This window comes from Duganella vulcania (assembly GCF_009857655.1).
Lineage (GTDB): Bacteria > Pseudomonadota > Gammaproteobacteria > Burkholderiales > Burkholderiaceae_D > Rugamonas > Rugamonas vulcania.
This window is the reverse complement of the sequence record NZ_WWCX01000044.1, coordinates 35,638-54,901: the sequence shown is the minus strand read 5'-3', so window position 1 is coordinate 54,901 and position 19,264 is coordinate 35,638. Positions and strand designations below refer to the sequence as shown.

Annotated in this window: 19 protein-coding genes and 1 tRNA gene; 7 read left to right on the top strand and 13 right to left on the bottom strand. The window is 58.1% G+C overall.

Annotated features, from left to right (window positions below):
- Positions 1–386 precede the first annotated feature (386 nt).
- The gene (locus tag GTP90_RS21350) at positions 387–758 is read right to left on the bottom strand and encodes a VOC family protein (protein WP_161085427.1); all 372 of its coding nucleotides are present in this window, start codon (positions 756–758) and stop codon (positions 387–389) included.
- Positions 759–1,001: 243 nt separating this feature from the next.
- On the opposite strand from GTP90_RS21350, the gene GTP90_RS21345 reads away from it, so the two are divergent.
- A complete protein-coding gene (locus GTP90_RS21345; protein WP_161085426.1) occupies positions 1,002–1,709 on the top strand; it encodes a substrate-binding periplasmic protein in 708 nt (235 codons plus the stop codon).
- A 130-nt stretch (positions 1,710–1,839) separates the two neighbouring features.
- Here the strand turns inward: GTP90_RS21345 and GTP90_RS21340 are convergent, their stop codons facing one another.
- Positions 1,840–4,263: an ABC transporter permease gene (locus GTP90_RS21340; protein ID WP_161085425.1), complete on the bottom strand. Its 2,424-nt coding sequence runs from the start codon at positions 4,261–4,263 to the stop codon at positions 1,840–1,842.
- Positions 4,256–5,020, bottom strand: a complete 765-nt coding sequence (locus GTP90_RS21335) for an ABC transporter ATP-binding protein (RefSeq protein ID WP_161085424.1) — start codon at positions 5,018–5,020, stop codon at positions 4,256–4,258. The genes GTP90_RS21340 and GTP90_RS21335 overlap by 8 nt, the downstream gene beginning before the upstream one ends.
- A 290-nt stretch (positions 5,021–5,310) precedes the next feature.
- On the opposite strand from GTP90_RS21335, the gene GTP90_RS21330 reads away from it, so the two are divergent.
- From GTP90_RS21330 to GTP90_RS21315, 3 genes are all read left to right on the top strand, one after another.
- Positions 5,311–5,913, top strand: coding sequence for a hypothetical protein (locus GTP90_RS21330; RefSeq protein WP_254451976.1), 603 nt, complete (start codon positions 5,311–5,313; stop codon positions 5,911–5,913).
- 186 nt (positions 5,914–6,099) lie between these two features.
- Positions 6,100–6,774 carry a PAAR domain-containing protein gene (locus GTP90_RS37025; RefSeq protein ID WP_371875104.1) on the top strand — a complete coding sequence of 225 codons (675 nt, stop codon included), beginning with the start codon at positions 6,100–6,102 and terminating at the stop codon, positions 6,772–6,774.
- A gap of 33 nt (positions 6,775–6,807) precedes the next feature.
- Positions 6,808–7,362, top strand: coding sequence for a hypothetical protein (locus GTP90_RS21315; protein ID WP_161085422.1), 555 nt, complete (start codon positions 6,808–6,810; stop codon positions 7,360–7,362).
- Positions 7,363–7,371: 9 nt separating this feature from the next.
- On the opposite strand, the gene GTP90_RS21310 is transcribed toward GTP90_RS21315, so the two are convergent.
- Positions 7,372–7,767, bottom strand: a complete 396-nt coding sequence (locus GTP90_RS21310) for an addiction module antidote protein (RefSeq protein ID WP_308937313.1) — start codon at positions 7,765–7,767, stop codon at positions 7,372–7,374.
- 19 nt (positions 7,768–7,786) lie between these two features.
- A complete protein-coding gene (locus GTP90_RS21305; protein WP_254451975.1) occupies positions 7,787–8,119 on the bottom strand; it encodes a type II toxin-antitoxin system RelE/ParE family toxin in 333 nt (110 codons plus the stop codon).
- A 524-nt stretch (positions 8,120–8,643) separates the two neighbouring features.
- Here GTP90_RS21305 and GTP90_RS21300 point away from each other — a divergent pair.
- Positions 8,644–10,044, top strand: coding sequence for a tyrosine-type recombinase/integrase (locus GTP90_RS21300; protein ID WP_161085421.1), 1,401 nt, complete (start codon positions 8,644–8,646; stop codon positions 10,042–10,044).
- Positions 10,045–10,082: 38 nt separating this feature from the next.
- On the opposite strand, the gene GTP90_RS21295 is transcribed toward GTP90_RS21300, so the two are convergent.
- The 6 genes from GTP90_RS21295 to GTP90_RS21270 form a co-directional block, all read right to left on the bottom strand.
- Positions 10,083–10,526: a hypothetical protein gene (locus tag GTP90_RS21295; RefSeq protein ID WP_161085420.1), complete on the bottom strand. Its 444-nt coding sequence runs from the start codon at positions 10,524–10,526 to the stop codon at positions 10,083–10,085.
- 62 nt (positions 10,527–10,588) lie between these two features.
- Complete coding sequence (locus GTP90_RS21290; RefSeq protein WP_161085419.1) at positions 10,589–12,331, bottom strand: hypothetical protein; 1,743 nt, start codon at positions 12,329–12,331, stop codon at positions 10,589–10,591.
- Between the two features lie 169 nt (positions 12,332–12,500).
- Positions 12,501–13,184, bottom strand: coding sequence for a hypothetical protein (locus GTP90_RS21285; protein ID WP_161085418.1), 684 nt, complete (start codon positions 13,182–13,184; stop codon positions 12,501–12,503).
- The gene (locus GTP90_RS21280) at positions 13,171–14,319 is read right to left on the bottom strand and encodes a hypothetical protein (RefSeq protein WP_161085417.1); all 1,149 of its coding nucleotides are present in this window, start codon (positions 14,317–14,319) and stop codon (positions 13,171–13,173) included. The genes GTP90_RS21285 and GTP90_RS21280 overlap by 14 nt, the downstream gene beginning before the upstream one ends.
- A complete protein-coding gene (locus tag GTP90_RS21275) occupies positions 14,316–15,299 on the bottom strand; it encodes a PD-(D/E)XK nuclease domain-containing protein (RefSeq protein WP_371875103.1) in 984 nt (327 codons plus the stop codon). The genes GTP90_RS21280 and GTP90_RS21275 overlap by 4 nt, the downstream gene beginning before the upstream one ends.
- A 139-nt stretch (positions 15,300–15,438) precedes the next feature.
- On the bottom strand, positions 15,439–16,305 hold the full coding sequence (locus GTP90_RS21270; RefSeq protein ID WP_161085416.1) for a phage integrase N-terminal domain-containing protein: 867 nt from the start codon (positions 16,303–16,305) through the stop codon (positions 15,439–15,441).
- Positions 16,306–17,149: 844 nt separating this feature from the next.
- Here GTP90_RS21270 and GTP90_RS21265 point away from each other — a divergent pair.
- On the top strand, positions 17,150–17,398 hold the full coding sequence (locus GTP90_RS21265) for a helix-turn-helix transcriptional regulator (protein WP_254451974.1): 249 nt from the start codon (positions 17,150–17,152) through the stop codon (positions 17,396–17,398).
- A gap of 95 nt (positions 17,399–17,493) precedes the next feature.
- Here the strand turns inward: GTP90_RS21265 and GTP90_RS21260 are convergent.
- Positions 17,494–17,570, bottom strand: a tRNA-Pro gene (locus tag GTP90_RS21260).
- Between the two features lie 116 nt (positions 17,571–17,686).
- On the opposite strand from GTP90_RS21260, the gene GTP90_RS21255 reads away from it, so the two are divergent.
- Positions 17,687–18,523 (top strand): SIR2 family NAD-dependent protein deacylase, encoded by an 837-nt coding sequence (locus tag GTP90_RS21255; RefSeq protein ID WP_161085415.1) that lies wholly within the window; start codon positions 17,687–17,689, stop codon positions 18,521–18,523.
- A gap of 5 nt (positions 18,524–18,528) precedes the next feature.
- Here the strand turns inward: GTP90_RS21255 and GTP90_RS21250 are convergent, their stop codons facing one another.
- A complete protein-coding gene (locus GTP90_RS21250; protein WP_161085414.1) occupies positions 18,529–19,236 on the bottom strand; it encodes a fumarylacetoacetate hydrolase family protein in 708 nt (235 codons plus the stop codon).
- Positions 19,237–19,264 lie beyond the last annotated feature (28 nt).

Here is a 19,264-nt window from a genome sequence, read left to right as displayed (position 1 = left end):
CGTGGCTGGCGGCGGTGGTGGCCGCAGCGGCGGCCAGCGCCAGCGCGGCCAGCAGCGGAACGGCCCGGCCGCCCCTGTGGTGCTTGTCCATCCTGTCTCCTTGCGCGCCGGTGGGGCCCGGCGCTGTGTTGGTCTGGTGTGCAATGTTACCTGTTGCCGGGCGCCCACACAAAAAATCCGGCGCCCTGTTCTGACAGGCGCCGGCAACTTCGCAATCGAAGAGACGTGGGTCGTGCAACATGAATTGAAAACGGCGCAGTGAAAACGTCCATTAAAAACGTCAATTGGAAACGTTACCAATCCATGCGGACGAATATAGCATTCATTGTTTTTGAGTGTCAACCGGGAATTGGGGCGGCCGGCTCCGGAGCCGGCCGCCGCCGTGCTTACGCCCCTTCGCGCACGAACACGCGCAGGCGGTGGCCGTCGCGGTCGATGGCCAGGAAGGTGTAGCCGAAGTCCATCGCCACCGGGCGCTGGGCGATGGTCACGCCGCGCGCCGACCAGTCGGCGTACATGTCGTTGAGCACGCTGCGGTCGTCGACGCGGATGCACAGCTCGGCGCCGCCGCCCGAGGCCAGCGCCTTCGGCTCGACCGTGTGGCGCGACCACAGGCCCAGCATCAGGCCCGAGGCCAGCGCGAACAGCGAGAAGGTGGGCGACACGTCCACCGGCTGCTGGCCCAGCAGGTCGGCGTAGTAGGCGGCGCTGGCGACCGGGTCGTCGACATACAGCAGCACATAGTTAGGATTGATCATGGTGTTCTCCTGGTGGGTTGGCGCGGCGCGCCGTGTCGGCACCGCATGACCCTTATGCTAATGGCAAGCTGCGACAGTTTCTGTCAGGAGCATGCGCCGGCCGCGCACCTTTGCGCGTGGACGGAATCCAACGGTCCGGGCGCGCGGCGCGGCGTGGTAGCCGCCGGCTATTGGCGGATCGGCGCGCCAGCGTATATGCTGAGGACATGGCTCAACGCTGAGCCACGCAGAAAGCCCACGAACATGAAGCGCCGCGCCCTCCTCCAGCTTGCCCTGCTGCCCTGGCTGCCCGCCGTGGCGGCGCCGGTCAGGCCCGTCATCAACGTCTCCACCCTGCTGGGCGACGACCCGGCCACCGACGTTGCCGAGCAAGTGCTGCGCGAAGCCTACAGCCGGCTCGGCTACAAGCTGGAGGTGCACCGCCTGCCGGGCGAACGCACGCTGCTCTACGCCAACGAGGGGCGCATGGATGGCGAGCTGTACCGCAAGCTGGGCATGGACCGCCAATACCCCAACCTCATCATCGTGCCGGTGCCGCTGCTGACCTATGAGATCGTGGTCTTCACGCACGGCACCGACTTCCTGCTCAACGGCTGGGACAGCCTCAAGCCCTACACCATCGGCCATGTGCGCGGGATCAAGATCGTGCAGGAGAACACCGTTGGCATGCGCACCGAGGCTGTGCCCACCATGACACAGGCGTTCCAGAAAATGATGGTGGGCCGCACCGACCTGGTGGTCGGCAACCGCCTGTCCGGCATGGCGGTGATCAAGAACCTCAAGCTTGACGAGGTGCGCGTGCTCAACCCGCCGCTGGCCTCCTTCCCGGTGTACCACTACCTGAACAAGCAGCACGAAGCGCTGGCCGCGCAGCTGGCGGCCGTGCTGCGCCAGATGCGCGCCGAAAAAGTGATCGACGCCATCCAGCAGCGGGTCGCCAACGGCGGCTAGCGCAGGCCTCACATGCCGTGCAGGCGCTTGAACAGGCCGGCCAGGTCGAGCGAGCGCGCGGCGGCATACAGGCCGATGCCCAGGACGATCAGGGCGGCATACACTGCGGATTTTTTCATGGCGTGTCCTGTCAAAGAGTGGCAAGCGTTTGATGAATGCTGAGGCGCGAGGCCGACCAGGCCGGCAAGCCGCTCGCCAGCAAGGCGCCCAGCAAGACCATGGCCAGCCAGGCCAGCACGCCGGCGGCCGACACGGTCAGCGGAAAGGCCAGCCCGAACAGCAGCTCGCCGAGATAGGCGCCGATCGCCGCCGACAGCGGCAGCGACAAGGCCAGCGCCAGCGGCACGCTCATCAGCGCCACCAGCACGCCCTCGCACAGCACATTGCGCAGCACCACGGCGGAGCTGGCGCCGATGCTGCGCATGATGCCGAACTCGCGTCCGCGCTCGGCCACGTTGCTGCCCATCGCCGAGCCCAGCCCGAACAGGCCCACCGCCGCCATCAGCAGCGCGATGAACAGCATGGCCGCGATCAGCAGGTCGAAGTGGCCGTCGACCTCCTTGCGCAGCATGGTCTCCGTCATGGTCATGCGGACCTCGATGCCGGCGCCGGCCAGCGTGCGGCCGATGTCGCGCGCAGCCTGCGCGATGGCCGCCTCGTCGTGCGCGCGCAGCACCACGCGATAGCTGGCGGCCTGCCCCGCGCGGCCGGCCATGCGCGCATAGGTCGGCGCCGAGACGAACACCGTGGCCGCCGTCATGTCCTGGCGCGCGATGCCGGCCACCCGCAAGGCCAGCGTGCGGCCATGGGCGGCGATGCCGATGCTGGCGCCGACCCGCGCCTGCGGGAAGAACTCCAGCGCGGCGCTGTTCAGCACCACCTCGCCGGACTGGCCGTCGGCCAGCCAGCGGCCGGCCAGCATCTCCAGGCTGAGCGTGGCGTTATGCGCCGGTACCGCCTGCACCGCCAGCGTGCCGTGCGCGCCGTCGGGATAGACCCGCTCGATCTCCAGGCCGTCGGGGCGCTCGCGGGCCACGCTGCTGCGATCCCACGCCTCGACCAGCGCCACGCCGGGCAGCGCGCCAAGTAATTGCGTCACCTGTTCGACCGGCGCCGGGCGCGCCAGCGTGGTTTCGATGTCGTAGTGGCGCTCCGACGCCGCCACCACCAGGTGCCGTGCCGACGCCTCCCGGATATTCAGGCTGCTCATGTACATCGCGCCGGCCAGCGCCAGCAGGGACAATGTCAGCAGCAGGCGGCCGCGCCGGCGCAGGCTGTTGCGCAGCGCCAGCAGCAGGCTGCGGTCGAGCAGCGGCAGGCGGTCCAGCCACGCGGCCGGCGCCGTCGCGGCATAGCGCTGGCCATGGGTGCCGGTGTCGCTGATGGCCGCCTGCACCGTCGCCGCGCTGGCCTGCATGATCGGCACCGCGGCGATCGCCAGCGGCAGCAGCACGCCGGCCGCGATCAGCAGCAGATAGCACCAGTGCGGAATCGCGCCGCTGTGCATGGTGAAGTTGAGGATCTGGTTGAGCACCACGCGCGAGAACGCGCGTCCGGCCGCCAGCCCGGCCGTCATGCCCAACGCGGTGGCGGCGCCGGCCAGCGCCAGCACCAGCGTCAGATACAGGCCGGCGATCTGGCCGCGCCGCGCGCCGATGGTCTTCATCACGCCGATCTGGCGCCGCTGCTGCTGCAGCATGCCGCCCACCACCGTGGCCGTCAGCACCGCCGACAGCAGCAGCGCCACGCCGCTGAACACAAGCAGCATCGCCAGGATCGAAGTCATGACTTTTTGATGCGGATGCTCGCCGGGCGGCGGTATGCGGATGCGCTCCACCGCGTGGCCGTCCTGCCGCAGCCAGAGCGCCAGCCGCGCCACCGTCGCCTCGATGGCGTCGACGTTCATCGGCTGCTCGCTGACGGTCAGCTTCAACTGGCGCAGGCTGCCGTCCAGCCCCAGCGCGGCCACGGTGGCCGGGGTCGCGTAGGCGTACACGGTCTGGCCGCGGCTAGCCGGCGGCAGCGCCGGATCGTGCACGGTGCCGGAAATCAGCAGCGATTGCGGCGCACCGTAGCCGGTGCTGACGGCGATGCGCTGGCCAATGCGTTGGCCGATCAGGCGCAGCGCGTCGCGTTCCAGCAGCAGCGAACCGTCCGGCGGCGGCCACGCGCCCTGCTCGCGGTAGACGGTGTTGATGCGCAGCGCGTTGAAATCGTCGACCACGAAAATGGTCAGCGGCAGCGCATCGCCTTGGCCCTGGCCCTGGGGCGCTAGCGTGACGCCGACCGTGCCGCTGGCCTGGGCCTGCGCGATGCCGGGGAAGGCGCGGATCGCGGCCAGCAGTGGCGCATCGATGCGTTCCAACTGCAGTGTGGCCGAGGGTGGATTGGTGTCGAGGTAGTTGCGCGTGGTCTCGCGGCTGAGGATCGTGTAGCTGCTCAACATGGTGGCCAGCGCGCACATGCCGGCCGCCATCGCCAGCACCATCAAGGCTACGCGGCCCGGCGTGAGCGCCACATCGCGCAACAGCTTGCGCCAGCGCGGGCTAAGCATGACGCACCCGGTTGGCGTTGTGGTCGACGCGGTCGTGGTGGCCGATGCCGGCCGCGCCGTCGCCCGGCGCGCGGATACGGCCGTCGGCCAGCGTGATCACGCGCGTGAAGTATGGGCCGAAGTCGCGCTCGTGGGTCACCATCAGCACCGTCTTGCCCTGCCCGGCCAAGTCCGCGAACAGCTGCATGATCTGGCGCGTGGTGTCGCTATCGAGATTGCCGGTCGGCTCGTCGGCCACCAGGATGGGCGCATCGTTGGCCAGCGCCCGAGCGATCGCGGCGCGCTGCTGCTGGCCGCCGGACAGCGCCGACGGCAGCTTGTCCGCCTGCGCGGCGATATCGAGCTGCGCCAACAGCGCCAACGCGCGCGCACGCCGCTCGCGCGCGGGATAAGTAGCGCAGAAATCCATCGGCAGCATCACATTCTCGGCCACGGTCAGCGTCGGTAGCAGCTGGAAGAACTGAAACACGATGCCCAGATGCCGGCCGCGCCAGCGCGCCAGCTCCGACTGCCGCATGCCATGCACGGCCGCGCCGTCGATCCACACCTCGCCGGAGGACGGCGTATCGATGCCGCTGGCCAGGTTCAGCAAGGTGGACTTGCCGCTGCCGGATTTGCCGACCACAGCGACGAACTCGCCGGCCCGCACCTCCAGGTTGACGCCGTCCAGCGCCAGCAGGCTGCCGGCGCTGCCGTCGTAACGTTTGCTCAAATCGCGCAAGACCATCAAAGGTCGCGCCGGTGCGGATGCTGTCATGGTGGGTTCCCGTAGGTTTAGTGTCGGCTGTTGCCGAAAGTGACACAGCAGCCATTAAACCGGCGGGGGATTGCCGCTTTATCTCCGTTGCGTGAAGATTTGTAAAGCACATCGCGCCCGCGCTCTTGGGAGCATATACATGGGGTGCCCTTCGCCGCTCCCTCTAGCAAACCTTCAATTTTCTCGTCGATTTTTTCCTATTTTTTCAAGCATTGAACTATTCCCGCGCTTCCCGGTCTAAATATGGGAAAGCCGAAGAAAATAGGGGAGAAAATCGAATGAATACTACAATGAGCGTGCAACTGCCCACCGATACCCTGCTCAAGCTGATCGAAAAACTGCGCCGCCGTGGTGGTTCGCAAGACATGTCGGAAGCCATGGCCCAAGCCATCGAATGCTGGCTGTCGGATCCGGCCAGATTCGAACCGGGCGCGGACTTGTCGGGCATCCACGGCTACCAATGGAAATCACTGTTCCTTCCCGAAGGCACCGTATTGAAATCGTGGAGCTACGGCGAAAACAATTACGCACGCGTTGAAGGCGACCAGATCATCCACAACGGCCATGCGGTATCGCCGAACCAGTTCGCACAATCGTTCGCGCGCTCGACGCGCAACGCATGGCAAGATTTATCCATTCGCCGCCCTGGCGACAAGACCTTCAAAATGGCGAGCCGACTGCGCAACGAATTAATCGCCGCGTCAAAAATACCCGCTGCTACGAACACACCTGTCCTTGCCGCCGCCCAGTCACTTCCGGCCACCCCGGCACCATCCGCCGCGCCAGCCCTGCAGCCACCCAGCGCACCACCGCGCAATGCAGACCGCGAGCCCGGCTGGGACTTACCGGAGCGCAGAAGATTCCGCTATCGCCTGGAGGACGTCGCCTATTAGTCCAACAACAACCGTGGCCGCATATTGCAAGCAAATCCGGCCACAATCCAGACAATGAGACGTATGGATCGCCATCCAACTCTACCTTGCGCGCAATCAAAGTACGTACCTGCCTCTAATCAATAATTGGCTTCGCCGCACTTGCACATCTCAAAAATCAACCGCAAGGACAACAAGGAGGGCAATGTGAAACGATACACGATCACACTTGGCGCATCCACAACGGCAGGCGGCAAAGTCACCATGGCAAGGGCCAACGGCAGTATCAACGGAGTAAAGATCGCGGTTGAAGGCGACCTCGTCTTTTGCCCGGCATGTAAGACGCAAGGAAAAATCCAATGCGTTGAACCTCGAATCCCTGAGATGTGGAACGGTAAAAAAATCGCCCTGGGAGACGACCTGTGCATCTGCGGTTGTCCAAACCCTCCGAGACTCATCCCTAACCAGTCACTCAGATGCCAGAACTTGAGCGATGTCAGCAGCAGTGGAATTTCAGCTCAGCAGAACGCCGGCGAGGGCTTGCAGGAAGCTGAAACGCAAGCCTTTGATGACAGGTATATTCTCCTTGACGAGTCAAGCCGTGAGCCATTTCGACGCGTCGAATACGCTTTGAAACGAGCGAACGGCTATGACTTCAAGTACGGAGCGATCAAGGGTAAGCGCAATGACCCTTGGCGATTTGCGGACTTTTCAACGCACCCTGGTCCCGGTTATGACGGTGTCACGACTGCTGCTGGCATGTACCAGATTAACAAGCAGACTTGGCAAGACCATGGTGAGGGGGCTGCACTCCCCATCGGGCGCGGCCAAGCTGGCCGCCATAACCAGCCATACGTCACATTCGATCACTTATCACTTTAAGGCGACTTACAAGGCTGCCGGGGGAACCACCAAATGACGAAGACATGGTTCGCAGTGATTGCCCTCGTCGGGCTCACCTCACTAGCCCAACCCAACCCGCTCGCACTTCGCGCCGGCGAGCTCCTTACCAATGCCAGAGCCAAGCTTCACGCTGAAGGTTGGCACGCTGATCCAACCGCTCATGCTGCAACCGGCGACTATACTGGTTTGGATCGTCAACTTGCTCACGCAGAGTACTTTGAGGTTGACTACTGCAGCGTCGGAAAGTCCTTCTGCGTCCTCCAATATACAAAGGATAAGGCATGCCTACGCCTCCATACGCAAGGTGAAGAAATTCGTTCAATGCGGATTGAGCGTTGGAGCAATGACTGCCGTGAAAAAGGAACGAACGAGGGAGAGAATTTACTTCCCGCCGACGTCAGGTACGTTACGCAATGGCGTAATGAGTGCGAAGACTACGAACAATGCAAGGGGGCAGATGGCTTTCTGCTGACGCTCAAGAAGAAGTACGCACGAAGTGCCGTAATCATGAAGGTACTCAGCTCCAATGACAATCCCGTTGAAATTTACCCAACCACCAAAAAATAATCCCGAGATTTACGCTGCGCGCGCTTTGGCTGGAACTGCCTTGGTTTTTGATGTTTTCTTTTTTTTCGCCAAGGCGGTCGCAGGCTCAACGATTGGCTCCACCACCAAGCGCAATCCCAATGCAGTCAGAACCCTGCCAATTGTCTCCATACGCGGTTGACTGTTTTGCCGAAGCGCTTTGTACAAGGATTCTCGGGCGATACCTGCGCCCTTCGCGATCTCGGTCATGCCGCGCGCGCGCGCCACGTCGCCGAGCGCCGATGCCAGAAGCGCCGCGTCATTTTCCGCCAGCGCTTCGTTGATGTAGGCAACGGCTGCCTCATCGCTGGTGATGTATTCTGCAGGGTCGAATACCTTCAGACCCATTGCTTCAAGGTCAGCCGACGTGATGTTGGGATTGGCCATTGGAACTCCTTAACGATCTCTAGCTACCTGCCCGGGCGGCAAACTTCTTCTTGAAGTCAACGAACATCAGCTTCGCCTCATCAATATCGGCTTGCTGGCGGCTCTTTGTACCGCCTGCAAGCACGATGATCAGAACACTGCCCAGTTCAGCAAAATAGACGCGATAACCTGGCCCCAAGTGGATCCTGAGTTCGCTCACTCCGTCGCCAACCGGTTCGATATCGCCGACGCCAAACCTCAGACGCTCGATGTGACGCGCAACGATTGCCGCCGTGGCCCTGTCCTTTTTACTGAGGCGGGCCAGCCAATCGGCGAACTTCTCACTCCTCGATATAGTCTTCATCGCCGCCATCGACTGAGTTCATTGTATTCAGTCGATTACAGCGGATCAAGCGAAGTCCGCCCTGAGCTAACGCAGAAATTCCAAAAAATGCAATCCCGGCTGGCGCATGACTGGAAGGCCGAGGGTCAAGCTTCCGAGCGCTCCACCACCACCTCGCTAATTTGCACGTTAGAAGGTAAACGAGGCGCTTCCGCCAGAGAAGGCGACATCGAAGTCGCCGAAACGAAAAAGGCCAATCCGAAGATTGGCCTAAGTCGTTGATTCTATTGGTCGGGGCGAGAAGATTCGAACTTCCGACCCCTTGCACCCCATGGCCGAGTTAACTCTTCCTTTAGCGTCCGGGAACGTCCATCCATTGAGCAACATCATTAAGAATCAATGGCTTGGCGCTACCATGCGTCCATACCCATCCGTACTCATCCAGTCCTAGCCGAGCGTTTTGTTGGGGTATTTGTTGGGGTATTTTTTGCTCCACTTGCGACCCCTTGTAAAAACCTCCGCCCTCTTTCAGGGGTGACTGTCTGGAATACAAGATGCCTAGGATCACGCATAAGGAATTGTTGGCGATCACCACGAAACAAGCCGGACTCGTGGTCCGCGATGATGGCGGACTGTTCGGGCGCGTGCGCGTCAAAGCCGACAATACGCTCACCATCCCCTTCTACTATCGCTACCGGCACGGCGACAAGCTGCATGACATTTCGTGCGGCTCCTGGCCTCACGACAGCCTGGCGCAGATCAGGGCGGCACGCGACGCTGCGCGCGCACGCGCGGCCACCGGGGCGGATCCAGCGACGGTGAAAAAGGTGCAGAAAATCGAAGTCCAGGAGGCGCTGGAAGCGAAGCTGGCCCAGGTTGAAGCGCAGCGCGAGGCCGGCCTGACAGTGCGCGATATGTTCGACGTCTGGCTGCTGGACGGCGTGCGGCGCAGGAACGATAACGCAGAATTGAAACGACAGTTCAACGCCGACGTCCTGCCCAAGATTGGCGGCGTCGCAGTCCGCGCGTTGACCGAGCATGACCTGCGTCATGTGCTGCGTGCCATCGTAACGCGCGGCGCGAACCGTAGCGCCGTCTCGCTGCGGAACAACCTCAAGCAGATGCTGAACTGGGCTCAGAAGCGTCAGCCGTGGCGCCGCCTACTTGTCGAGGGAAACCCGATGGATTTGATCGAGATTGGCCGCATCGTCAGCCCGGACTTCGATCCGCGCGGCGTGCGTGAGCGGGTGCTCTCCCCTGCCGAGATTCACGAGCTGCACGCCATCTGCGACCGTACGCGGAAGGAATACGCCCAGGCGGCAAACCGGCGCACGGCCGTGCAGCCCATCGAGATCACCACCGAATGCGCGATCTGGATCATGCTGTCCACCATGTGCCGGGTGGGCGAGCTGACCATGGCGCGCTGGGAGCACGTCAGCTTCGAACGGAAAGAATGGTTTATACCAAAGGAAAACGTGAAGGACCGCATTAGCAGCCTGACGATCTCGCTGTCCGATTTCACGCTACGGCATTTTCGCCGCCTGTACGATTGCAGCGGGGACACCGACTGGTGCTTCCCGAACTACATGGGCACGCTCCACATTTCCCCGCGAGCGATCACCAAACAAATCAGCGACCGGCAGACCATGTTCAAGCACGGGCGCGACGGCGGCCCTCGCGCCAAGATGACGCATCGCCGCCAGGACGATCGTCTAGTGCTACAGAATGGGAAATACGGCGCGTGGACCGCGCATGACTTGCGCAGGACGGGTGCCACACTGATGCAGAGTCTCGGCGTCACGCTGGACGTCATCGACCGGTGCCAGAATCACGTACTTGCCGGAAGTAAGGTACGTAGACATTATCTTCACTACGACTACGCACAAGAAAAAAAGGACGCTTGGCAACGGCTAGGAAAAAAAATTGAAGCAATCATTTCAGGAAAAGATGCATAGCCCGCCCTACGCGCGAAACGTCGATTTGCTAAAGTTGATCAGCCTTTGGCAACCTGCCGCGACACCTTACCAATTGCTTTTTTCGCTTTAGCCCTCTTCGAGACGATGCTCGGGCCACTCTTGGACGCTTGCTCACTCTCCAACTGCACTACTGAGCGCGCGTTCCCAATGCGCCCCACGTGTCCTTCTTTTGTGGCGGTGAAGCCACTCTTAGGGCGATGGTCAAGGTCTCTAATGACGAGCATGGTTCCTTGGAAGCCAGCCTTTTTGATTTCGACGGCGAATTGGGTCTGGAAGATCTTCCCTTGACTCAACGCCTTTCGAGCTTTCGACTCGATCGCAGCTATCTTATGCTGCGCGTCCTGATCCGATTCAGTTACAGCTCCAACGGCATACTTATCACGGAACACACGGACAGCAAATTGCTCAGCAGAAGAAAGCTTCCTTCCTGCCGCATCGAAAATAAATTTGGTCTTTGCCATGGCAATGTTCCTTTTGAAGCCAGTCTAATCCGAACTAAATGTTCGAACAAACCTTGAAGTGGCTATTTTAACCCAAGCGAACTACTCGACAAAAAAGATAGCTCACGTGAAGACGAACGATCCGATCTGTTGTCTAGTGTAGTCTGATGTTTCGGCTTGCTCTGCACAGTGACCAGCACCCCCAAATCACCATCGGCCAAATCAATCGAATTGGAATGACCGTCTGCCTGGGTCCAGCGTGCCACCGTTCGAGTTAGAACCGCGTTTGGATTACCCGTCTTAAAATTGTTATTGGACAAGTCCACTGTCGCGGCACAAGTCACGGTCAAGACAGCGCAGCCCGGCTCGTCACCTAGAACAGAAGCGTATCTTCCAGGCCACCGAGTAGCCAATTGCGGCCCGTCCATTAGCAATGCAATGACCAGGTTCGGGCCTACTGCACGAATAGCGTTCATCGCTGGATCCATACGAGCAAGATCCTCACAAATCAAAGTTACCATGGACATGTCACGGCGGACTGCATAAAACGGTAGTTGGCGGCGACTGACATCGATGTCCTCCCACCATTGGGAATTCGTCTTGTCCGGGTCAAAATCCAGGCCATATGAAGTAGCCTGAGCTTTGTCGATACGCCAACGGTGATGTTTGCTCTGGCGCATCGACACCACCACGTTGGGACCAACGAAGGAATATGTCTTGGCTGAATTCAACCACCGACCACTAGCAGGATCCTGCTCAAGCACACCCGTAATCAAGAATTCGATACCCGTTTTTGCCAAAGCAGTTACAAGTTGCTCGGCCACTCCTTGAGAAAGCGCGCACTCAGGGAGTACGACACCTGTGGGGGTCGCACCGGATTTCCTAGTCGCAGCATTAATCAGCGGAATTACCAGTTGCCTAGCGAGATCAGCGCCGGAAATCATCTCTCCATCAGATAACTTCAACCAATCTTGTTGCAAGCCAAAATAAGCGGCGAGAGTGGTTCCATTGCTTAGGGACTGTCGCGGGGAAGTTAGCTTAAAACTCCCAGCTGGGAGTTCGAACGGAAAAGGTACCAGAAGCAAATTCATTTGCTCTGTCGTGCGGGTTTCTTCGAACCTCGATACGAGTTGCCAAGATGGTTCCAGCATTGTCTGGCAAGGCAACAGAGCCAAATGATGGCTCAGAGACCTAATTGTGCATCCCTTGGTGGTTGTGATCGACTTAGGCAAAACAATTACGTGATTCGGCGAAACGATACCGCAAAGAGAACTTGGCCAATGCGGCAACCTAAATTCATCAATATCATCCTCATCCAGCACTGCGTTAACTACCACGTTGAGTGCAAATTCAGTCGCCGCAGGATTTTCAGGATCAAAATCCCATCCCATACCTGCACTTGCCTCGTCAGCTATAGCAAAAAGCATCAGCAAGGTATCGCTCACTCCATCTAGCGTGCAGACATCCTCAAGCGGCACCTTACCGTGGTTCGACACAAGAAGATGCCATAAATTCTGGACAGCTTGAGGTACGCGAATCATCGAATCCCACGACGCCGCGATAGAAATCACGTCAGACAGATATTTATCATGATGAGCTAAAAATATTCGGTCTGGACTTGCACGTGTATAACATCCTGTGCGGTCGATAATTGTACCAACAACCGCAAAAAGGTCAGGAGGCCATACAGGACAAAGAGAATAATTGGGAAAAGTGGCTTGGGCCCCACCGGGACGCTTAAGTACTGCGGTAGTTGGTGGATCAACCAAATACGCAGCATCAGTACCCGCTGGCAACAATTGGTGGATTAGGTCGATGACTCTCATACAGCGCGCTTAAAATTTAGTGTAAGTGCAGCTTACTCTATTTACATAAAATCGCCAAGAATTTATTATTTCCAGCGTTTATAAAAAGCACGTTTCAACTAGCCTCCCCATTGTAATTTTTCTTGACATAACAAGATAATTTCAGAAAATAAATTATCGAAAATCCATATTAATTTTTAAGAAAAGATAACCCTTCACGAACAATCTTCAAAAGCTCACCTGAGGAATCATCAATTTCCAGATTGGCCGAACCAGAACTTCCCAAAATAATGAAGCCGTTGCTAATATTATCGACGAAACGTAATTGCACCTTTTCCAACAAATAGTGCCTACCTTTGGTGAGAGCATCACATGCGACCCGTACGTCTTTCTCACCTTTTACAATAATTTTCGCACTCACTCCTTCTTTTAGACTTAATGAATTTATTTGTATCGAATCAATAATTATCGGCCTCTTAGCCAGGTACTGAATTTTATCAGCCCATTCAAGAACAGAAACTGACTCTGACGCTATAGACACCTTAAAATCAACAACCTCAGATAATTGATTCATCAACCCTTGGAAACTGCGCGGAGCTTCCCGTATCTCCAACCCCGGACGGGAAATAGAGATACGAAATTCGGACTTTTTAAATTCAACCCGTTCGAAAGATAGCTCAACGCCGAAAGGGTCCGTGACCGTTTCTTTATACTCGATTCGTTCGATATATCGTCCTTCCAACGATTCATCTCTTACTCGATCAACAACAAAGCCATGCCTAACTTGAGAGCTAAACGGCTTGGCCTTCAGTCGCTTCGCGAGCGTAGCTATGGAGACTGGCCATTCGGCACTCAACCATCTATAACGGGTCATCGCTATCCCCCTCCACAGCCGCCCCCCCGGCACTGACACTCTGAAGCTCAGTAATTATCTTACGCGCAGTTGACTCGATCGAAGCGAAGAGCGATGCCTTCTCGGCCTCCAGCACCGGAACAATGGTCTTCCGATGTGTTCCCTTGTGGGCTCTAAATGCTCCTGTGACACTATACTTGAATCCCTTACCTTGCTTTCTATCTTGAAAACCTGCCTCGAACTGTATTATATCTGGCGGTTCAGTCTGAATTTCAGCACGCCAAGAGATTGCCGTAATATAAAATCCTCGTTTCGTTAAATCTTTATACTCTTGAGATTGCACTAAATTTTGCCCGCTTAGATGCATGCTATGAACCACAGCTGCGAACATTAAAGCATCGGCTCCCTCCTGATCTTGATCCTGCTCGTCGAAGTCCAACGAATTATCTTCCTCGCCATCTTCGGACCTTTCGGAAGACACCTTCAAGCTCATAACATTAATTAGCTTTAACCCAGGAACTTGTGATATTAATTGCGTGAAAAATCTTGATCGAAGTTCAGCACTTGTAATACCGATTAGCTCTATCGCGTCCGTTAAAATGTGTTCTTTTCGGCTCCGTTCCACGTTATTTTTCAATGTCGCAATAATTCGCTGCGCCTTTTCAGTTGCAGGAAGTCGTACAATTGTCTGCCCGTCTTGCACTAAAAACTCGATCTCAGCGTCCTGTTTTTCGCGTTGCAACAACCTGGTTTTTGTTCGATTGTACTCATCATAGGCAACGCTAACGACGTAACTCCCATTAGCGGCTGGCCTATGCGTAACACGTTCTCGGCTACCAACCTCATTCGCGTATTCTGCCGCTGCGGCTTTAAGTTCCTCCATAGGCAGCAGGACATTCAATCTAACCGATGTAGTTTTATCGCGGCGTTGATGGGGCTCTCTTTTTTGCATAATCATCGCGACATCGTGATAACCATGCGGAAGGATGGAAATGTAATCAGCAAGCTGTTCACGATCGTCTTCTGGAGAGCAAAATATTCCTCTATCTCGAAGAAAGTCCCTCAATACAGTTTCTGTTAGACGCTGTTTTCCTGAAATAATAAGATCATAAATATCATTATCATTTGCACTGAGGTGATCTAGAAAAGCATTCATGACCAGGTCCCAAGATCAATATTAGAATAAGATGTTTTAATATGGGACATAGGCTCATACCGTATCTGCCTAACGTAGTCTCCGAGATCCGTAGTGCTCCCAGCGAGGCCTTCGAGATATTGCAGTTTTGCCTTCTCGAACATAGGAGAAGAGACGCGAGATGCGTCTAAAGTCTTCACCACCACATCGGTGCGACCATCAAGTAGTTCATACTTACGTAAAGTATCGATCAGATACATAAATTCATCTGCAGACTCTCCAGCACGTCCATAAAACACAACCACACCACGCTTCGCTGAGCCACGTGGGTCTGAGTGTTCAAGAATGATAATTGGCGAAGTTAAAGTTTCAAGCGTCGCAGCCTTCGCCTTTTTTACCTGCAAATTTGCTCGCCGTATCAACTGTGGATGAAAGTAAGAACAGAATTCTGCTTGTGGAATTTCAGCATTCTTCTTCCCCCTCATGCGTTGAATTTCATCTCGTACATTGTCAAGCCAAAAAATCTCCTTAGGACCTAAGATGAACAACCTACTGCCCCTGGGTAATTGCAGCGACTCTGGAGTGATGCCAATTAAACTCGAATTAAAATCCTTATCATATTCGCCATCATGGTTATACACAAATAGCAGGCCGCTAACGATAAATGTGACATGATCTTGAGTATGAAGCTTGCGCCACTCTTCACTTCGTTCAGCACAAGCGACCTGCCTAGCTAAGCTTTCTGCTGCAACTTTCAAGGCCAACGACGTGATGGATCCTTTCGCGTAACTTTTCAGGTCGCAATGAACATATGTTTGTCGAGCAGCATAGGGTTCGTCGTAATAGTAGACTACGTCACACGGATGAGTTTTGACCTGATGCAATTCTTGCTCTTCGCAGGGCCAGTCGTGATTCGTCGGACCAAGTTTGTTCCAAAAAAATTCACTGAACAGCTCGCTCGCTACAATTTCAGCCTGCGCGGCTGTATGTTCATTTTCCACTTGCCCCCCAACGTTGTTTGGATCGGTATGCTGCTCATTCGGCCCTTGACTAGGACAAATCCGGATAGGCCGCCAATCATTATAGTTATTGCATCTGAGAAAATTCTCTTAAATTGTCACCGCCTGAAAACTTAACTCGTTAGCGCCCCAAATACACGGCTGTGATTTGCTCTCGGCCGTGGCCCATTTCTTCCGACAGTAGCAAGCGCGCAGAGAGATCACGCTGCCTTTGCTCCGGCGCTAACTGAGATGACCTCGGGCCTCCTCGCGCCGGGCTGTGCCAGCCGGTGAGCTGGCGGTAGCGTTCCTGCGCGAAGTTGTGGCGCAGTCCATGGACGCCATGAATTCCCGCCTTATCGCACTGCGCGCGAAAGCGCTGAAGCTGATCGCGATATCGTAGATTAGACGGAATAAGGCTCGTGCCAACCGCAAGCTGTTTGGCCTCATTGAGCACGGTGCGTTGTTCCGGCGTGCGGATGGCGATCTCACGATACTTGCCGCCCTTGGTCCATGTGTCCTTCAGCTTCAGTCGATCGCCGCCATCGGCCCACACGGGAACGATCTTGATGCTCTCCTCGCGCCTTAAGCCAAACGCCGCTTGTAGCTGCAGCGACATCGCCGTGTAGGCATCCGTGATCTTCGCCAGGCGTGCATCATCAAGTACCTCGGCCTTGGAGATGTTGGTGACAAAGGTGCGCTTGTCGATATCGTAGCTGCCGTTGTCGCGCGCGATGATGTTGTCCTTGCCGATCTTCTGCGCCCACCATCGTATGGCGCTCATTCGGTTCTTCATCGTGCCGGCGCTGACGCCATCGGCCTTCCACTGCTGCACCAGCGCGTCCACATGCTTGGGACGCAGACTGTCAGCATTCATATGGCGATATCCGAGATCGTGCAGCTGGTTGGCCACGTGCGAGAGTATCCGCGCGCGGTCGGACTGCGTGGCGTAGCTGCCGTCGCGATTACGGTCGCACAGCTGCTTGAGTTGATAGTTCAAGTCGCGCATCGCATGCTCCTAAAATCAAACCTGGTGTGATCGAGTCCGATGAGTGTTTCTGGCCATCGTGCTTGCCGCAGCAAGAACGGTTTGTAAAGGCCCCGGGACACCACTCCCGTGTATGCGGTATGTTCACTGCTTGCCCGCGCCGCATGCGCGTATGGCGCCGCGATCCGCTCCTTGTAGAAGCCTGATCGCGGTGGGACCAGTTACCCAGGGTCCATGGGGTGTGCCTCGCACACGTTGTCGGCCCACGAGGGGCGTAGTTGGCAAGCAGCGTTCTGCTGCGCTGATGGCGGTAGGTCCGCTGTCACTGGCCGGCGTCACTGAAAAAACAGCGGCGGAGCCCATATAGCGCTTGGCTGCTAGCGCGTCGTCACTGGCAGCAGGCCGCCAGTAACGACGCGCGGTTCGCGCCGCAGACTAGGGCGGCGTATCGGCATGCACGCGGCGGCAGATCGCCGCGTGAGGTGGTGACAGTGCGTGAGTGCGCACGGTGTGATGCGCATCGTCCTCAGGGGAAGGATGCGCTATAAGGATGCAGCCCGTCATGGACTGACCGCGGCTTCGCTCAAAGGCGAAGCCAATCTAAAAACGAATGTAGAGACTAAGGGCGCGTGACGAGCGCTACGCCTGGCGCGATGCCAAGTTGCGTGAAGGGCGATCCTTCGCGTCGAAAAGCATATTGTCCTCCGCCTTGCATCGCGCCCGTATCACCGCCTTGAAATTCTCTTCGATTTATTTGTCGACCAGGCTAGCTAAGAATCGACGCCAAAAACCAGGCCCATTTCGGGTCGCACTTACGCGGCAACCGGAGGACAGTGCTGGCAGCACATGGACAAAGGAGGAAGACATGAAACGATCATCCCTGCCCCGCACCACACGAATGATCCGCCTGCCGGAAGTGATGGCGATCTGCGGGCTGTCGCGCAGCACCGTGTACGCCTACACCAAGCGCGGCGAATTCCCGGCGCGGGTTAAGATCACCAGGCACGCTTCGGCATGGGTTCGGGAAGAGGTGCTGGCCTGGGTGGAAAGCCGTATCGAGGCCAGTCGCCGTTGTACCCCAACACCGGCAGAAAATCGTGAGACGCGGGTTTGACCGCTAAAAGAAGTTTGTTGGGGTATTTGTTGGGGTACGGACTTATAAAAACAACAAAGGCCAGTCCGAAGACTGGCCTAAGCTGTTGATTCTATTGGTCGGGGCGAGAAGATTCGAACTTCCGACCCCTTGCACCCCATGCAAGTACGCTACCAGGCTGCGCTACGCCCCGACGAATTTGAGATTATAGCAGCCCCTTTAAGTATTTGTCATGTTTGCTTTCGCGTGGCCGCAACACCCCGCCCGGCTGGAGTAAGATAGGAATTTCCGCCCGCTATCGAAACCCGCATGCACTCCCCCGCCGACCTCGCCGCCCTCGAACAAGCCGCCGATCTCGTCCGCCAGGCCGATGCCCTGATCATCGCCGCCGGCGCCGGCATGGGCGTCGATTCCGGCCTGCCCGACTTCCGCGGCAACGACGGCTTCTGGAAAGTCTACCCCGCCCTCGGCCGCGCCGGCATGGAATTCGCCAGTGTCGCCACGCCCTACACCTTCCGTTCCGATCCCGCGCTGGCCTGGGGCTTCTACGGCCATCGCCTGCAGCTCTACCGCGACACCGCGCCGCACGCCGGCTTCGCCCTGCTCAAGGCCTGGGGCGACCAGATGGAGGGCGGCTACGGCGTCTTCACCAGCAACGTCGACGGCCACTTCCAGCGCGCCGGCTTCGACCCGCAGCGCATCTACGAATGCCACGGCTCCATCCATCACCTGCAATGCATGGAGCCCTGCGGCCCCGACATCTGGAGCGCCGACGCCTTCGCGCCGCAGGTCGATACCGACGCCTGCCGCCTGCTGAACGCCGCGCCGTTATGCCCGCACTGCGGCGGCATGGCGCGGCCGAATATCCTGATGTTCGGCGATTGGGGATGGAACGAACGCCGCGCCGTGATGCAGGAGGCGCGCCTGCAAGCCGTGCTGCAGGCGGCGCAACGTCCGCTGGTGATCGAGTTGGGTGCGGGCGTCGCGATACCGTCGGTGCGCAATTTCAGCCAGCGCGTGGTGATCAAGCATGGCGGCCGCATGATAAGGATTAATCCGCGCGAACCGGATGTCGCCAGCCCGCGCGATGTCGGCCTGGCGATGGGCGCCCTGGCCGCCCTGACGGCCATCGCCGCCTTGCTATAAACGGTTTATACCAATTTGACGGAGATGCCGGACAGGCCGTCCACTTCTCCGACCAGCGTCTGCCCGCGCACCACCGCGCCCACGCCCTCCGGCGTGCCGCTGAAGATCAAATCCCCCGGCGCCAGGGCGAACAGCGTGGACAAATTCGCGATGGTCTCGCTGATCGACCAGATCAGGTGATCGATGGTGGCCGACTGCTTGGTCACGCCATCCACGTCCAGCCGGATCGCCGCGTGGTTGATATCGCCCGCTTCGGCCGCGCGGTGGATCAGGCCCACCGGCGCCGAGTAGTCGAACGCCTTGCCGATTTCCCACGGGCGGCCGGCGTCGCGCATCTTGAATTGCAGGTCGCGCCGCGTCATGTCCAGCCCCACCGCGTAGCCGAAGATATGTCCGGCCGCGTCCTCCACGGCGATGTCGCTGCCGCCCGTGCCGATGGCGACCACCAGTTCGCACTCGTAGTGCAGGTTGTTGGTCAACTGCGGGTACGGCAGCTCCAGCACGGCGCCCGGCGCCACCGGGATGACCGCCTGCGCGTCATTCGGTTTGCAGAAGAAGAACGGCGGCTCGCGGTCAGGGTCGAAGCCCATCTCGCGCGCGTGCGCGGCGTAGTTGCGGCCGACGCAGTAGACGCGGCGTACCGGGAACAGGTCGGAAGTACCGGCGACCGGCAGGCCGACGATGTCGTGAGCGGGGAAAACGTAGGATGGCATGATGCTCCGATAGCTGGAATGGGACATC

What these genes read in the sequence shown, in the direction of transcription:
- GTP90_RS21350 (WP_161085427.1), bottom strand. Translation starts at nt 758, where the DNA reads ATGATCAATCCTAACTATGTGCTGCTGTATGTCGACGACCCGGTCGCC.
- GTP90_RS21345 (WP_161085426.1), top strand. Translation starts at nt 1,002, where the DNA reads ATGAAGCGCCGCGCCCTCCTCCAGCTTGCCCTGCTGCCCTGGCTGCCC.
- GTP90_RS21340 (WP_161085425.1), bottom strand. Translation starts at nt 4,263, where the DNA reads ATGCTTAGCCCGCGCTGGCGCAAGCTGTTGCGCGATGTGGCGCTCACG.
- GTP90_RS21335 (WP_161085424.1), bottom strand. Translation starts at nt 5,020, where the DNA reads ATGACAGCATCCGCACCGGCGCGACCTTTGATGGTCTTGCGCGATTTG.
- GTP90_RS21330 (WP_254451976.1), top strand. Translation starts at nt 5,311, where the DNA reads ATGAGCGTGCAACTGCCCACCGATACCCTGCTCAAGCTGATCGAAAAA.
- GTP90_RS21315 (WP_161085422.1), top strand. Translation starts at nt 6,808, where the DNA reads ATGACGAAGACATGGTTCGCAGTGATTGCCCTCGTCGGGCTCACCTCA.
- GTP90_RS21310 (WP_308937313.1), bottom strand. Translation starts at nt 7,767, where the DNA reads ATGGCCAATCCCAACATCACGTCGGCTGACCTTGAAGCAATGGGTCTG.
- GTP90_RS21305 (WP_254451975.1), bottom strand. Translation starts at nt 8,119, where the DNA reads ATGGCGGCGATGAAGACTATATCGAGGAGTGAGAAGTTCGCCGATTGG.
- GTP90_RS21300 (WP_161085421.1), top strand. Translation starts at nt 8,644, where the DNA reads ATGCCTAGGATCACGCATAAGGAATTGTTGGCGATCACCACGAAACAA.
- GTP90_RS21295 (WP_161085420.1), bottom strand. Translation starts at nt 10,526, where the DNA reads ATGGCAAAGACCAAATTTATTTTCGATGCGGCAGGAAGGAAGCTTTCT.
- GTP90_RS21290 (WP_161085419.1), bottom strand. Translation starts at nt 12,331, where the DNA reads ATGAGAGTCATCGACCTAATCCACCAATTGTTGCCAGCGGGTACTGAT.
- GTP90_RS21285 (WP_161085418.1), bottom strand. Translation starts at nt 13,184, where the DNA reads ATGACCCGTTATAGATGGTTGAGTGCCGAATGGCCAGTCTCCATAGCT.
- GTP90_RS21280 (WP_161085417.1), bottom strand. Translation starts at nt 14,319, where the DNA reads ATGAATGCTTTTCTAGATCACCTCAGTGCAAATGATAATGATATTTAT.
- GTP90_RS21270 (WP_161085416.1), bottom strand. Translation starts at nt 16,305, where the DNA reads ATGCGCGACTTGAACTATCAACTCAAGCAGCTGTGCGACCGTAATCGC.
- GTP90_RS21265 (WP_254451974.1), top strand. Translation starts at nt 17,150, where the DNA reads ATGAAACGATCATCCCTGCCCCGCACCACACGAATGATCCGCCTGCCG.
- GTP90_RS21255 (WP_161085415.1), top strand. Translation starts at nt 17,687, where the DNA reads ATGCACTCCCCCGCCGACCTCGCCGCCCTCGAACAAGCCGCCGATCTC.
- GTP90_RS21250 (WP_161085414.1), bottom strand. Translation starts at nt 19,236, where the DNA reads ATGCCATCCTACGTTTTCCCCGCTCACGACATCGTCGGCCTGCCGGTC.